Annotated in this window: 14 protein-coding genes and 1 other annotated feature; all 14 genes read right to left on the bottom strand. The window is 40.7% G+C overall.

The genetic code is table 11. The annotated features are described in order from the left end of the window. Position 1: 1 nt before the first annotated feature. The 14 genes from FSZ17_RS02865 to FSZ17_RS23865 all read right to left on the bottom strand — a co-directional run bounded on the left by FSZ17_RS02865 (position 2) and on the right by FSZ17_RS23865 (position 15,629). On the bottom strand, positions 2-826 hold the full coding sequence (locus tag FSZ17_RS02865) for a M55 family metallopeptidase (protein WP_057775670.1): 825 nt from the start codon (positions 824-826) through the stop codon (positions 2-4). A gap of 704 nt (positions 827-1,530) precedes the next feature. Next, positions 1,531-1,848 carry a DUF3870 domain-containing protein gene (locus FSZ17_RS02855; protein ID WP_057775668.1) on the bottom strand — a complete coding sequence of 106 codons (318 nt, stop codon included), beginning with the start codon at positions 1,846-1,848 and terminating at the stop codon, positions 1,531-1,533. 152 nt (positions 1,849-2,000) lie between these two features. After that, positions 2,001-3,221, bottom strand: a complete 1,221-nt coding sequence (locus FSZ17_RS02850; protein WP_407643439.1) for an alanyl-tRNA editing protein — start codon at positions 3,219-3,221, stop codon at positions 2,001-2,003. A 25-nt stretch (positions 3,222-3,246) separates the two neighbouring features. Beyond that, positions 3,247-4,599 carry a D-serine ammonia-lyase gene (locus tag FSZ17_RS02845; RefSeq protein ID WP_057775666.1) on the bottom strand — a complete coding sequence of 451 codons (1,353 nt, stop codon included), beginning with the start codon at positions 4,597-4,599 and terminating at the stop codon, positions 3,247-3,249. A gap of 62 nt (positions 4,600-4,661) precedes the next feature. Beyond that, positions 4,662-5,444 carry a carbon-nitrogen family hydrolase gene (locus tag FSZ17_RS02840; RefSeq protein ID WP_057775665.1) on the bottom strand — a complete coding sequence of 261 codons (783 nt, stop codon included), beginning with the start codon at positions 5,442-5,444 and terminating at the stop codon, positions 4,662-4,664. Positions 5,445-5,567: 123 nt separating this feature from the next. Next, positions 5,568-6,890 carry a YjiH family protein gene (locus FSZ17_RS02835; RefSeq protein WP_146846596.1) on the bottom strand — a complete coding sequence of 441 codons (1,323 nt, stop codon included), beginning with the start codon at positions 6,888-6,890 and terminating at the stop codon, positions 5,568-5,570. A 68-nt stretch (positions 6,891-6,958) separates the two neighbouring features. Continuing rightward, positions 6,959-7,933: an agmatinase family protein gene (locus FSZ17_RS02830; RefSeq protein ID WP_057775664.1), complete on the bottom strand. Its 975-nt coding sequence runs from the start codon at positions 7,931-7,933 to the stop codon at positions 6,959-6,961. Positions 7,934-7,938: 5 nt separating this feature from the next. Next, positions 7,939-9,195 (bottom strand): imidazolonepropionase, encoded by a 1,257-nt coding sequence (gene hutI / locus FSZ17_RS02825; RefSeq protein WP_057775663.1) that lies wholly within the window; start codon positions 9,193-9,195, stop codon positions 7,939-7,941. A gap of 2 nt (positions 9,196-9,197) precedes the next feature. Further along, positions 9,198-10,871, bottom strand: coding sequence for a urocanate hydratase (gene hutU, locus FSZ17_RS02820; RefSeq protein WP_057775662.1), 1,674 nt, complete (start codon positions 10,869-10,871; stop codon positions 9,198-9,200). Between the two features lie 517 nt (positions 10,872-11,388). After that, entirely contained in the window at positions 11,389-12,867 is a 1,479-nt protein-coding gene (locus FSZ17_RS02815; protein ID WP_057775661.1) for a response regulator transcription factor, read from the bottom strand. Positions 12,868-12,900: 33 nt separating this feature from the next. Continuing rightward, entirely contained in the window at positions 12,901-13,716 is an 816-nt protein-coding gene (locus FSZ17_RS02810) for a PP2C family serine/threonine-protein phosphatase (RefSeq protein WP_057775660.1), read from the bottom strand. Next, positions 13,709-14,161: an HIT family protein gene (locus FSZ17_RS02805; RefSeq protein ID WP_082625366.1), complete on the bottom strand. Its 453-nt coding sequence runs from the start codon at positions 14,159-14,161 to the stop codon at positions 13,709-13,711. The genes FSZ17_RS02810 and FSZ17_RS02805 overlap by 8 nt, the downstream gene beginning before the upstream one ends. 213 nt (positions 14,162-14,374) lie before the next feature. Continuing rightward, positions 14,375-14,595, bottom strand: a binding site (T-box leader). Positions 14,596-14,647: 52 nt separating this feature from the next. Then, positions 14,648-15,211, bottom strand: a complete 564-nt coding sequence (locus FSZ17_RS02800; RefSeq protein ID WP_057775658.1) for a histidine phosphatase family protein — start codon at positions 15,209-15,211, stop codon at positions 14,648-14,650. A 283-nt stretch (positions 15,212-15,494) separates the two neighbouring features. Then, positions 15,495-15,629, bottom strand: a complete 135-nt coding sequence (locus FSZ17_RS23865; RefSeq protein WP_267128894.1) for a hypothetical protein — start codon at positions 15,627-15,629, stop codon at positions 15,495-15,497. Positions 15,630-15,821: the final 192 nt, after the last annotated feature.

The following is a 15,821-nucleotide window of genomic DNA, read 5'->3' as shown; positions in this document are numbered from 1 at the left end:
CCTAACAGAATGAAGTTCTCATTGCTAATTCAACCATGACAAGCATTGCTCTATAAGCTTCAAGAATGTCCTTTGCCTGATAACGAACAATCGTTGTGTTTTCCTCAATCTCCGTTCCAGGCATGAGACCTGCCCATTCCGCCTGTCCGAAATTGGCAAATTCAATTCTTAATAGTGGATGATCAGGTGGAACAAGCGGTTTGACGAGATTTTTATTGTTTAAGGCTTCAGCTGTTTTTTCCTTTAAAAGCTCACCAGCCTTTGCAGGTGTTAAAGATTTAACCGCTGAACGAGTAATCGTTTCCTTTACAACAGCTGTCGTTACATTCGGTATAAGCTGTTTGGCCTCCATTGCCGCCCGGTCATCACCTGCTACCATTAATACAGGAACACCATAGTAGCCGGCAACGTATGCATTAAGCCCCATCTCACCGACAGCTACATCATTGATGTACATGTTTCGGACACCAAAAATCATCGAATGGGACATAACTCCTCTCATCGAAGCTCTAGCATGGTAGCCTATAAACATAGCCCCCGTAAAAGTAGAATCCAAATTTTGCACCATGGAATACGGCTTCACATCTCCTACTATTACTTGAGCTTCAGGGTGAAGCTTTTCTATTAACAGATTATTCATTTTCGAATGGCTATCATTCACAACTACTTCTGAGCATCCTTGATCAAATGCTGCTGTTATGACATGATTCGCTTCTTCTGTCATAATCATGCGGCTTCGTTCGTAGTTATGCTTAGAAGAGTCAACATGTGTGTGATCAGCTAAGCCCGTAATTCCTTCCATATCGACAGATACATATAACTTCATATTTAGACCCCCATTTTTAAATTTTTTACTTTGTTAAACTCCCCTGTTGATTTCCGCTGCAGGCACTCGCTTTCCGCGGGCGGTCCGGAAGCCTCCTCGTCGCTATCGCTCCTGCGGGGTCTCCCTTTGACTCGCTTTTCCCGCAGGAGTCTCGCGCCTTCCGCTCCAATCAACAACAAAATAGCATTATTAACACAAAGCTTTAACACAGCCTAATTTTTTCCTTGTTAAACCATAATGCTGTTTTTAGAAAAGCCTATGAGGCAAGCGTTCAAAAAATGCTCCAAAGGGCGTTTCAAAAATTTGTCCGTACACCCCACAGGCAATTTCAACAATAGACTTAAAGCAAAGTTATTTTTCTAGCGGTTTTTAAAGAAAACTCGCAGATTGGCGAGCCTTGGAAAGGCGAAGACAGAGGCGTAGTTGCACTTATCGCGCTCATACATGCCACGTCCTGTGGCATTCGCCCGACTAGGACATCCTCGTAAAAGCTATCGCTTTTCCTTCGTGCGATGTGAATGCTATCGAAGCCCTCCTTGTCCTGTCCGTCGTACTTAATTCCTAAAATTGGCTACTACGTCGAATCATCTTCTGGCTGGCAATTTATACTTTCTTAACGTGTAAATGTAAAAAATCCAGCTGTCAGAGAAAAACAATCAATCTCTAACAGCTGGATTTCATCTGCACCAAACAGAAAAAGCAGCTTATTTATTCAATATTTGTGTATATTTAATATTTGCATTCTTAAATGCAACCATTAAAGCCTTTTGCGATGAGCCAAAATAACGGTGTTCAATCTCCTCGATCATCCGATCCACTTCTAAAATGGATTTCCCAACGAACAATGATTTAATAAATAAGGAGGTCAAAGCAATCGTTGCTGAGCATTCTGCATCGACAATTCTATCTGTATCCCTATCAATCACAAGCCCGATAAAGAAGCCATTATACTTTTGCATGATTGGATTATTCAAGGATGTTTTACTATCTCCAATAATATAAACCGTATTCGGCTGAAACATAAAAAATGCCTCCTGCAGAGCAAGGATATTACATGAGGTGTTTATGTGGATAACATAAACATTCATTGTAATGCATAGCCCTTATATGGATTGTAATACAACAGAGGCAGGCTGACAACTACTTTATTTGATTTTTCTAAATATTTTATTAATTATTTAAGCTCCTGCTTTACCTTCTCAAGTGCATGTTGAAGAAGCTCCTCACCTGTTATCAGCGCTTCTCCGCCACCTTGTACAAATATGTCGTTTCCTCCGCCTTTTCCATTAATCAAAGGCAGCAATTCGCCGCTTAGCTTCTTCATACTGATTGGGGGATTGGACCCTTTCGCACAGACAAATTGAAGTTTTTCATTTATTTCATTAACTAAGATTACTAATACTTCAGCAGAATGAGCCGTAATGGAACGCCCTAGCTTTTGAAGCTCCTGAATGGACCGATTTTGAAAAACCTCACTAATCATTTTCCAGCCATCTGATTGTCGAGCTTTCCCAAGCAGCTCCTTCGCTTCATACTCTAGTAGGGCTCCCTGTAATTCTTCTAGTGATTTTTCAATATTTTTCCCATGGTCAATGAGCCGTTTTGCTGCTGCCGCAAGCTCTTGTTCCGGTGCATTTAATAGCTCTGTTAGACTTTTCGTTACTCTTTGCTTTTGATGAAGCTGAGTTAGTACACGCCCTCCGCAAACAAACTGAATACGAATTTTCTTTTTCTGTCTCTCCCAGTCCAAGATTTTGATAGATCCCACTTCTGCCGTTGATTTCGGATGTGTCCCACCGCATCCGTTATAATCAAAATCAGGAATGATAACAAGACGGATATTTTCGGATACTGCCAGCTGCTTCCTCAGGCGATAGCTGGAAATCTCGTCTTCTGTTACCCATTTTGTTTCAATTGGCCGATTTTCTAAAATTATTTGATTCGCTAATTTCTCCGCTTCCCAAGCTTGTTCTTCTGTAAGCTCTTCGCAATTTAAATCAATCGTTAAAAATTCTTTTCCAAGATGAAAACTAATCGTTTCCATTCCGAATAATTCTACAAAAGCTGCCGTTAAGATATGCTGTCCCGCATGCTGCTGCATATGGTCAAAGCGCCTGCCCCAATCAATTTCACCAGCAATTAAGTTAGCAGAATCACTTAAATTTCTCTCTACATAGTGGCGGATTTCACCGTCTATTTCTTCCACATCGAGGACCTTCACATCATTCAGAGTGCCAGTATCATAGGGCTGTCCTCCTCCAGTTGGATAAAATGCTGTCTTATCCAATACAACATACCATCTGCCTTGGTCATCCTTCTCCTGTTTAAGTAAATCTGCTGTGAAAGACTTTATATATGAATCCTTGTAAAATAGCTTGCTATCCAACGATTTAATCCCCTTTATCTTGATTTTGAAACAACTAACCGATTGTTCGTTTTCCTCTTTCATAGTACTGCTTCATTTCTCTCTCAGGAACCATGCTTCCACCTGTTCCCCAGATGATGTGTGTTACATTTTTCAAATGAGTATCCAGAATATGATTTCTCAAATACTCCTTCCCCGCCTCCGAGCTGAATAATTCTACATAGCTAGAAAAACCCGCAAGAGCTGATGGCTCTAGGAAAATTTCCTCCGTATCAGCAAGTATAGTCAAGAGAGTAAATAGTTTTTCATCCTCGACAGTGCTAATGCCACTAATCTTATTTTCAATTACTTTTCCAATAAATGCAGATGGTCGTCCTACTGCAAGTCCGTCTGCTTCCGTTTTGTTATCAATACCAAAGTCCTGAACCGCTACTTCATCATGAAGCCCGGTCATTAAGCCTAGCAGCATACATGGAGAATGGGTTGGCTCTACGAAGAAGCAATGGACGTTATCTCCAAATACAAGCTTAAGTCCGAATGTGACTCCGCCTGGTCCGCCTCCTACTCCACAAGGCAAATAAACGAATAAAGGATGCTCTTCATCCACCCTCCTATTCTGTTCCTCTAGCTGCTTCTTCAAACGGAGAGCTGCTACTGAGTAGCCAAGGAAAAGATGCTTCGAGCTTTCATCATCGACAAAATACATATTAGGATCGTCACTAGCCTGCTTTCTCCCTTGAGCAACAGCTTCACTAAAATCCGATGCATGCTCTACTACGGTCACACCTTTTTCTCGCAGCAAATCTTTTTTCCACTGTTTGGCGTCAGCTGACATATGAACAAACACCTTGAAACCAAGCTTCGCACTCATAATGCCAATGCTTAACCCCAAATTCCCTGTGGAGCCGACAGCAATGGAATAGCCCGAAAAAAATTCTGTAAAATCAGGCTCGGCTAATCGGGAATAATCATCTTCCAATGTTAGTATTTGATGCTTTAATGCCAACTCCTCGGCGTATTTCAATACCTCATAAATTCCGCCTCTTGCCTTGATCGAACCTGAAATTGGGAGATGACTATCACATTTTAATAATAATTGACCGGGTAACTCATTTAGATAGAATTTCTCTATTCTTTCTTGCATCTTTGGAATGGAGACAAGCTGTGATTCAATAAATCCATTATCTTTTGCTGTTTCTTGAAAAACCTTTGCTATATATGGAGCAAATCGAGCAAGTCTAGCTTCTGCATCCCTGACATCCTCCATCGTTAACGAAGAAGGATCTTCAGTAAATTTATACTTCGGATTCATCCAAAATACTTCTTTTAGCTCCGTCATATCAGATAGCAACGGAAATTCATTTTTCCAGTCATCTATCGATTTCCCATGAATAACGTCTGTTTTCATCTAAATCATCTCTTTTCTGCATTTTTTTAATTACTCAATGTTTAAAAGAAAGGACCTAATTCTCAGTAACGATCTGGCCTGCGATCGTCAAAAACAGGAATTCTGTTTCGAATCGAATCGATTTCATCTAAGTCAACCTCGCCAGTAACAAGCTCTTCTTGATCGCTTCCCTCTGCGATGACCGCTCCCCATGGATCGATAATCATAGAATGGCCAGCAAATTTGTTGTTCTTGTCCTGACCACTTCGATTACAAGCAATGACATAGCTCTGATTTTCAATTGCACGAGCCCTTAATAGCGTTCGCCAGTGATCCAATCTTGGCTCTGGCCATTCGGCCACCACAAACATCATTTTTGCTCCTTTTAAAATCGGCTTTCTCATCCATTCTGGAAAGCGAATATCATAGCAAATAAAACTCGCTGCCCCTTCGCCCTCTATCATAAACAAGGCCTCATCTTGCCCTGCTTTCAAATATAAGTGCTCATCCATCAGCTGGAATAGATGAAGCTTGCTATATTCATGGACAAGCCTGCCCTCCTTGTCTACTACGTACATCGTATTTAAAACTCCATCAGCCGTTTGGTTAGCTACAGACCCGCCAATAATATGCATTCCATGCCTTTTAGCTTGCTGCTGAAGGAATTGAATAATCTTCTCTCCCTTTTCATGAGCAATTTCATTTAAACGTGTTAGGTCGTATCCCGTCGTCCACAGTTCTGGGAGAACGACAACCGTGCAATTCTCACTGGCTGCTTTCTCAAACCATTTTTCAGCGAGCTCCATATTTCGCTTTGGCTCACCGAAAATAATATCCATTTGGATACATCCAACCTTCCACTTCATGTTTAACCACTCCTCCTTTAACGCTATCAACCTTATCTTTCGTTATAACATTTTCTACTACAGTTGAAAAGAAAAAGAGGAAGCTGACTTTTATAGCCATCTTCCTCTTTCTGTTAAATTCTTTTATAAAATCAAATATGCAATCGGCGTTACGAAAATAATGGTTAAAATAACTCGCTGTATCCAAATCACAACAAGCTTTGGAATGGAGATTGGAATCTCAGTTGAAACGATACACGGAACAACTGCTGAGAAAAAGATAATAGAAGAAACGGATACAACGGCAATAACGAATTTAACAATTAATGCTGACTCCGTAACTAATAGGGCCGGTAAAAACATTTCTGCAATTCCAAGTGCACTTGCTTTTGCTGCCAGCATAGGTTCTGGCAATTGAAGCAATGCTGTAAAAGGATAGAAAATATAGCCGAGCCAATCAAATAATGGTGTATATTCTGCAAGGACTAGTCCTAATAACCCAATAGACAAAATGGATGGCAAAATGGCCATTGCCATTAGCAAGCCGTCCTTTAAATTTGTCTTAATATTATCAAACAAGGTAGGCGAAGCAGCAACTGTTGCCTTTGCTTCTTCCCATGCTCTTGCAAATCGACGGCCGCTTACTTTTACCTCTGGCTGTGGTGTTGACCCCTCATAATATTCATCCTTCATTTTAGATAAAGGCCAAATTCTTACCGTAACGGCTGTGACTAAAAATGTAACAACAAGCGTCACCCAAAAATAGGTGTTCCACATATCCATTAAGCCTAATGTTTTGGCAACAATGACCATGAATGTAGCGGAAACGGTTGAGAATCCTGTTGCAATAATGGCCGCTTCTTTTGCTGTGTATTTTCCTTCTTTATAAATCCGGTTCGTGATTAGCAATCCAAGTGAATAGCTGCCGACGAATGAGGCAACTGCGTCAATAGCTGATCTCCCCGGAGTTTTCCAGACAGGGCGCATAACAGGCTGCATAAGGACGCCGATAAATTCCAACAGACCATAACTGACAAGAAGTGCCAGAAACACTGCGCCAATTGGCACTAGCAAACCAACTGGTACCACAAGCTTATTGAAAAGAAACGGTCCCATTGAAGGATCAAATAACCATGCTGGTCCGAAATTAAATACAAGCATAATCCCCACAAATAAACCAATGACCTTAAACATAGAAAAAATGATATTAACCGTCGACTTTTTCCATGTTCCAGATAGAAATGGATAGATAGAGCCTGCTGCAATAATGATTAAGGCATAGTATGGCAATGCCGGTGCAGCATGTGTTTGAATATAGGAAACAATGTGGTCAAGCATAATGGAGTTTTTCTCCCCAATGGTGACAGGAACGAAAAACATAAATGCTCCAATAAAACTATAAATGAAAAATTTCCACATATCAGGAGATTTTCGTAATGTCTGTGGGTTAGACCCTGTTGCTTGCATACTCACCTGTTGATTCGCATTCATATTTAATCTCCTCCCCATTCCCTTTTTCGTGTATGAATAATGGCTTATGTTGTTTTTTGGCAAACTCGACCGGTGACAAATTGCAGCCATGCATAGACACCAGTTTTAACAGTTTCTGCGACGCTTGAATCCTTGCTTGGATCCAAACAGACGAAATCGATATGTTTAACCCCTTTGTGCTTGCCGATTTCAAGTAATGCATCGAATAATTCTGTTGCTGTCATGCCACCTGGAGTGGATGCAGGAACACCTGGAGCCATTGAAATATCAAGTACATCCATATCAACAGTTACGTAAACACGATCAACTTTTGTTGATAGATTTTTTAGCGCTTGTTGAATCGTTTCAACCACTCCATGCTTGCGTGCTTGCTTCAATGTCACCATCTGAATTTGATGCTCTTTTGCATAATCAATTAGAGGCTTTGCATTGAAATAGCCGTGGAGCCCGATATTAATGACATGTTCCCCTTTTACAATGCCACCATCTATCAATTGTCGGATTGGCGTCCCATTCGCCGGCCCTAACTCAGCAGGATCCCTTACATCTAAATGAGTATCTAACTGCAGGATCCCTATCGTTTCGTTCGGAAAAGCATCCTTAATTCCGCGGACAGAACACGCTGTTGTTGAATGATCCCCCCCGATCATACAAGTCACAGTCTGTGCATATTCCGTCACTAAAGAAGCTGTTGCTTCTTGGATACGCTGATGAGACAACATTATATCCGTTGTATGCATAGCGACATCCCCTGCATCCGCAATTCGATGAGGAGACAAGTCCACATCTTCATCTAAATTGTAGGTGGCAAAACCTTTCCACATCCGCCGAAATTCAGATGGATATAAGGATGCACCCGAGACACTTATAGAAGACCGTGAAATCGGCGCTCCGTAAAGAATTAGATCAGGTATGCCCTCTATTTCTTTAAGGGGGCGAACCCAATTATGAACATAGGTTGGTTCCCCCTCTGATCGATTCCAAGACCATTCCGGTTTTTGAAGCCAATTTTGTTTCATGATTCTTACACCACCTGAACACCTTTTTTCCATACTGATTTAACGTGGTTAACGCCAAATAAATATTGTAATTCCTGATAGCTTTTCACATTCCAGAGGACTACGTCTGCTTTCTTGCCTACTTCTAGTGACCCGACTTGGTCTTGGCGATTAATCGCACAAGCCGCATTGTAGGTTGCAGCCGTTAAGCTTTCAGCAGGTGTGAGTCTCATAGATATACAGGCTAGATTCATAACAAGCGGCATAGAAGTTGTTGGTGACGACCCCGGATTACAATCTGTTGAAATCGCTACAGCGACTCCACTATCAATCATTTTCCTTCCAGCAGCAGCCTGTTCTCGTAAATAAAGGGCAGTTGCCGGAAGTAAACAAGCAATTGTTCCGGATGTTGCCATTGCCTGAATTCCCTCATCTGAAGCCTTTAATAAATGCTCAGCTGAAATCGCACCTACTTTTGCCGCTAATTCTGCACCACCATATGGTTCAATTTCATCTGCATGTATTTTCGGAGTCAGTCCAAGTTTTTTTCCCGCTTCTAAAATCCGCTCAGATTGCTCTGGTGTATACACACCCTTTTCACAGAAAACATCATTAAACTCGGCCAAGTTTTCCTCAGCCACGATTGGCAGCATATAATCAATTAAATAATCTACAAATTCATCTTCTCTTCCTTTGAAATCAGGTGGAACAGCGTGAGCACCCATGAAGGTTGGAACTAAATCGATAGCATGTGCATCCTGCAGCTTCTTCATGACCCGGAGCTGCTTTAGCTCGGTTTCAAGATTCATGCCGTAACCGCTTTTTCCTTCTACGGTTGTCACACCATGTTGAAGGAAAGAATTCAGCCTTTTTGTCGTTTGCTCGATCAGCTCTTCCTCTGTTGCTTCACGGGTCATGCGAGTGGTGGCATGAATCCCGCCGCCCGCATTCATAATTTCCATATAAGTTGCACCCTCAAGTCGCATTTCAAATTCGCGTTCACGGCTTCCACCGTAGACAACATGTGTATGAGGATCTACTAGTCCTGGCGTTACTAAATGTCCAGTTGCATCAATGATTTCGGCTTCATGAGCTCTTGCTTCATAAAGATTCTCTAGCTCTGTTGATGTGCCCACTGCCTGAATGATGCCATCCTCAAGCCATAAGCTCCCATCTTCGATTAGTCCTAGTTCAGACATTGCTTCTTTTGCTCGAGGACCTTTCATCTCCGAAGCAAGTGTGGCTAGCTGTGTAATATGTTTAATCCAAACTGGTTTTGTCATTCTTATTCATTCCCTTTTTTTAGCATCGGAATATTGACGCCTTTTTCACGTGCTGTTTTTTCTGCTAATTCGTAGCCTGCATCAACATGGCGTACAACGCCCATTCCTGGGTCCGTTGTTAATACACGTTCAAGACGTGCTTCCGCTTCCTTCGTTCCATCTGCAACGATAACCATACCTGCATGTAAGGAATAGCCCATGCCAACTCCTCCGCCATGGTGAACAGATACCCATGTTGCTCCGCCAACGGCATTAATCATCGCATTCAAAATTGGCCAATCAGATACAACATCAGATCCATCCTTCATTCCTTCTGTTTCACGGTTTGGAGAAGCAACAGAGCCAGAATCAAGATGGTCACGGCCAATAACAATCGGCGCTTTTAATTCACCGCTTGCAACCATATCATTGATGATTTTTCCAAAGCGAGCACGCTCTCCATACCCTAACCAGCAAATACGAGAAGGCAGACCTTGGAACTGGATTTTCTCTTGTGCCATGCGGATCCAATTGCATAAATGAGTGTTATAGCTAAATTCACGTAAAATCACTTCATCTGTTTTATAAATATCCTCTGGATCTCCTGATAGTGCTACCCAGCGGAAAGGACCTTTTCCTTCACAGAATTGCGGACGGATATAAGCTGGAACAAATCCTGGGAAATCAAATGCATTTTCTACTCCTTCATCCTTTGCTACCTGACGGATGTTGTTACCGTAATCAAATGTGATAGCACCCTTTTCCATCATTTCTAGCATTGCTTGGACGTGTTTTGCCATTGAAGCTTTAGAAAGCTTTACATATTCCACTGGATTTGCTTGTCTCAATTCTGCCGCAGCTTCCATTGACATGCCAGAAGGAACATATCCATTCAGCGGGTCATGTGCTGAAGTCTGGTCAGTTAGTACATCTGGAATAAAGCCTTTCGCAATCATTTCAGGAAGAATATCAGAGGCGTTACCAATTAAACCAATCGATAAAGCTTTTCCAGATTGCTTCGCTTCTTTAGCCCATTGTAGTGCTTCATCAAGTGAGTTCGTTTTTACATCTGTATAACGAGTTTCAATACGACGGTCTATCCGTGTTTCGTCCACATCAATACCGATACAAACTCCTTCGTTCATCGTGACAGCAAGCGGCTGAGCACCACCCATTCCACCAAGTCCAGCTGTTACAGTAATGGTGTGCTTAAGAGTATTATTAAAATGCTGCTTCGCAAGCTCAGCAAATGTTTCATATGTTCCTTGGACAATCCCTTGAGAACCGATATAAATCCAGCTTCCTGCTGTCATTTGTCCATACATCATTAAGCCCTTTTTATCAAGCTCATGGAACGTATCCCAATTTGCATAAGCAGGCACAATGTTAGAGTTTGCAAGAAGAACACGCGGTGCATCAGCATGAGATTTAAAAATAGCCACTGGCTTTCCTGATTGGATAAGTAATGTTTCGTCGTCCTCAAGTTCCTTCAATGATTTGACAATCGCGTCAAAGCATTCCCAATTACGGGCAGCTTTTCCGATTCCACCGTATACAACAAGATCCTCCGGGCACTCTGCAACTTCTACGTCTAGATTATTCATCAGCATACGAAGTGCCGCCTCTTGAAGCCAGCCCTTTGTATTCAGTTCTGTTCCGCGGTAACGTACAACCTTTTTATTTGAAATCGTTTTCATTTTAAATTACCTCCCTTTGTCTATAAATTTATTTTATAAGGAAATTTCAGATTATTATTTATAAAATATTGATTATTTTATAAATGGTTTTAATTTTATTTAATGATTTGATATTTTTTATAATTTGTTTCAAAACAAAGAAAAAAACCGTCATTTATGGACGGCTTGAGATGGGGATTTATTATTTATTGGCAAAACCAAAGTGTCTATGTCGATAGTTTTGTTTTGATTCCCTTAGTTGGTTCTCTCCATGAAACATTAAGCGACTATTTTCATATTATTAGTCCCCTCATCTGGCATTCTAACCATCTGGGGATGATTTTTATCGAATAGTGGTCTATTTAATGGGTATACTGACCACCTTTAGCTTGTTTTCCTCAATCAGTGGTCTATTTAACTATCTTTCTGACCAACTTTAGCTAGTTTTCCCCAATCAATGGTCTATTTAACTTGCTTTCTGACCATCTTTAGCTGATTTTTTTCAGATGATGGTCTATTTACGGTCACTCTAACCTCATTATTTATTGTTGTAACCAGATCGATAAACAGACGGCGTACACCCTTCAAGCTGTTTAAACTTAGCGTTAAAGTAAGTCTGATGCGAATAGCCTGTTAATCTAGCGACTTCTTCCAACATTAAATCAGTTTCTTGAAGCAGGCGTTTTGCTTCTCTTATCCGTACTTGATGGAGCACGTCACGAAAAGATTGGCCAGATTCCACTGAAAAGCGGCGGCTAAGCGTACTTTTATTTATCCGAAGAGCATCGGCACAAGCAGCTAAATTCCATCCCGCATCCCAGTAATTTGATTCTATTAATTCCCTCGCCTTTTCTACAATTGTACGCGGACCTTCCTGCAGCTGTTCTTCAACCTGATGAAGCAAGCGGATTGTAAATGCAAGAAGCTCTTGTACAATTTGATGTATAACGGGCTTATGAATAATTTGATGAAAGACCTCATGATAGGCTGCTTCCATTAAAGCACCTTGGAGATTGTATGACTTCATATGCCTACGAATTTGTGCAAGTACACTTGTTAGGCGGATGCGGACCATCTCAGGATCAGGAAACGGCGGTTCATAGGTTAAAAATTGCCGTTCAACCCACTCCTTAATCGCCTTAATATCTTGTTTTTCAAGCATTTCAATCCACTGCCGCTGCTCAAGAGGTGTTAGAAACGGATCCATTTCCTGTGACGTCATTTGCTCATTTTCCGCTAAAATAATATCGTATCCTTCAAAAAAAATCCTCTTCGTCAATTGCCGCGTTTCCTGGTATTTCTCCTTCAAAGAATTTCCGGAGGGCTCGATATTGATAACAACGGCCAACGGCTCGTCCATTCTCTCTTTCCAACGTAATAAAAATGAATGATAGACCTCACGTAAGATTTCAATATTCTGAGTTTCCTGCACACATAAAATAAAATCAGATAAAGCAAATAATCGATGCTTGCTAGGAAGCGGGTATCGATGCAGGGCATCGTATACAAGCCTAAGCGTTTCCATTTTCGGTGTTAAGAAAGCAACCATTGTAATTGGCATCGTGTAATCTTGATCGATCAAGAAAAGGTCTGGGTAATCAATTGGATATTCATCTGCAGCATCTTCGGTATTTTGCAAAAAAGAGGGCTGTTCATTTCGTATTTGGAAGCGAAGCTGTCGAATATGTTTGATTAGTTCATCAGCTGAAAATGGCCGAAACAGCACATCTTCCGCCCGAAATTGAAGCGCACGATACGCAGTTTGGAAAATTCGTTCAGAAGAAATCCCCAACCAGCGAATTCTCCGCCTCTGCAGAATTTCACAAAACTCCTCGCTGGCATGCCCCCATTTATCCATATCTAATATGATAAGATTCGGCCTTTGATTTGGCACAATATTTGAAAGCTCATCCATTGAATCCCATAAAGTCAGCGTAACACCTGTTAAATGTGATTCAATGATCCAGCGAATCCCCTGGGCCTCTAAAGCATCCTTCGCAAGTACATGAATATCCAAAGCCCCTACCTCCTAAATCACGAACAAATAGCTTTACCTTATTATATCATCGCTCGGCCGACTAGCATCCAAATCAATATCAACAAACCAAGATAAAATGGTCGAACTATCACGGACATTCTTTTCCTTAATCTCTCGAAGCAAAAGCTTTACGCTATCCTCATTTGAATTATTTTCAAACGGCTTAAATATTTCTTTAGGGTTTTGAAAGTTGGTGTTCGGACATTCAATCAGACCATCCGTTGTTACAAACAAATGATTTTTTCCTTTTCGCAGCTCCTTTCTGCCTACACTGTAACACGGAGCCTCTAAATCAAAGGTATTCACTCGTCCAACCCATTCATAAAAGCTTCTTTGGTTTTGCTGGTATTCATTTAAGGCTGAGAGCTCCGGGTGATGAAGATAGAGGATACAGTCTCCGATTGATAACCACGAAAGAAACTTTCCTTTCCTCACAACAAATAAGCATGCCGTTTCTCCTTGAATTTTTTGACAAGCTTCTTTAAAATGCCGGCTTTGAAAAGTAGAGACGATCATTTCATTTAAACGGTTGAAGGCTTCGGAAATAGATAAAGATAAAATGCTTTGAATGACATCTTTCTTTTCTATAAAACTTGAAATAACTAACTCCGCGCTTTCAGCCGACTGATGTGCATCCAAAAGGATAACAAATTCCCAATCCATTTTTTCATCTACCCAAACAATACACCCATCTTCATTCTTATATTGACCAGCTGAAGAGTTCCCTCCAAATCGCCCCAAAACAATATGATGAATCCGTTTGGTATTGATTTCGTCCACAAAATGCTCCTGGCTTCCAACCCAACTTAATCCGTGTACGCTACCCATATGGATTCATTTCAAGAAAATTTTTTATCCGATTGCATACATTTATTACTTCGGTATTATCACCCATTCGGGCATTGGGAGAGTCATATACGGCAAACGGCCCCCAATATTGTTCAGGGGTATGAGGATAACGAGCAACTAGATGCATATGGAGATGAGGAACGGAATTACCTGATACAAGAGAGTAAATATGTTCGGCTTCTTCCGTTTCTTTTAATGCTTTACTCACTCTTGCCATGATCATTCCGAATGCTTTGGCCTCTTCAGGATTCAATTCAGCTAGAGTTGGGACATGCCTCTTCAAATCAATCATAATATGTCCTAAATAATTTGGCTTTCCGTCACTATCAATATGCCCTACGAAAACATACTCATCTTCATAGATTCGCACTCCTGATGTTTGAAGCTCTCCTGCATGCTTTTTACAAATAAAACAGTTACTCAACATCATCACTCCTTTTAAACTTCATAATGAAAAGAAATGCGCAAGCGCCTTGGTCACCCCCGACAAGCACAAGACAAGCCTCCCGGAAAGGTGTTCTTTGCCTTTCTGGGAGGTTTGGCTTGTGACCTCGAGGGGGTAGACGCTGGAGCTGGACAATTCTCAAACTCGAGAAAGGTTATACTTATTCTTAAATAAAATAAGCCTATCATCTCATAAAGAGACGATAGGCTAACCCTAACGCGGTACCACTCTTCTTAGCTTGCAAAAATATCCGCAAACTACCTCAAAACTTGATGACGGAAGTTAACCGTTTAGACCTACATTTCGGCCCAACCACTCCTAGGCGAGTTCGAGAATTTTATTGACTGCATTTCACCAAGCTGCAGCTCTCTATACAATAAGAATTCCTTAATACTCCTAATCTCTGTGTTTTTTATAGAAAACTTTTACCTATCATATTAATTTTAGAATTTTTTGTCAAATCATCTATTTATCCTTGTCCCAAATTCGCATAACTTCCTTAAGCTCATTTTTTTCAAAAGTTAGTTTATATATATCGGGCATATCAAGTTCTTGCCAGAATTGATAATCATATTTTTTATCAAAGTGATTCATAATCAATACCATAATATTTCCGTGAGTCCCTACAACAATATTTTCCCCTTCATACTTCTTTAGAATTCGATTGGTTGCCTCAATCCCTCTTTCTTGAGCAAGGATATTTGACTCTCCTCCATCCCAAGAAAAATGAGCATCCTCCCATACCTTTGCAATTGCTGCATGAAAGTCCTCAACAGGCTTCTCAGACAATATCCGTTCCTTAAAGCCGTCCTCGAAGAAAATCTCTTTTTTTATCATTTTAGCAATGCCCTCGACCGTTTGAATGGCCCTCTTATACGGGCTTGAAATGACAAGATCTATGTTTTCATTTTGAAGTATTTGAGTAATTCTTTCCGCATCAGCAAAGCCTTGCTCAGATAATGGCCTACTAAATTCATCAGGTGTATAGATGGAATGGGCATGTCGTACAAGAAATAAATGAGTCCGCAAATTTTATTCTCTCCTTAAATCCTTGATTTTTATAAAACTTGTACACTTTTATTACCTTAAAAATTTTGTTGATTAATAGGATTGAATTAGACCATTTATCAGATAAAAATAGCTGCTGATGGTCAGATTAGTACCGAATCGGACCACTTTTACGATTAAAATCACTTGCGATGGTCCGATTAGCATTAAATTGGACCACTGTTCCGTTAAAAATCACTTCCGGTAGTCCGATTAGCATCGAATTGGACCACTTTTACGATATAAATCACTTCCGGTAGTCCGATTAGCATCGAATTGGACCACTTTTACGATAAAAATCACTTGCGATGGTCTGATTAGCATCGAATTGGACCACTGGTCCGATATAAACCACTTGTGATGGTCCAATATAAATCACTTGCGATGGTCCGATTAGCATCGAATTAGACCACTTTTACGATTAAAATGACTAGTGATGCTCCAATTTGCAGTGATTTTGACCATTATATGTAAAAAAGCATTTTCAGTTTTCATACAAAGTTTTAGCGACGAGTATCTTTTTATATCAATAGAGAGATGTAAGAAACAAATAATCAGTATCCCCTCATAAACAAACCCCAAGCGAAAAGAA

Source organism: Cytobacillus dafuensis (assembly GCF_007995155.1).
GTDB lineage: Bacteria > Bacillota > Bacilli > Bacillales > Cytobacillaceae > Cytobacillus > Cytobacillus dafuensis.
This window is presented reverse-complemented; position numbering and strand designations above follow the sequence as displayed.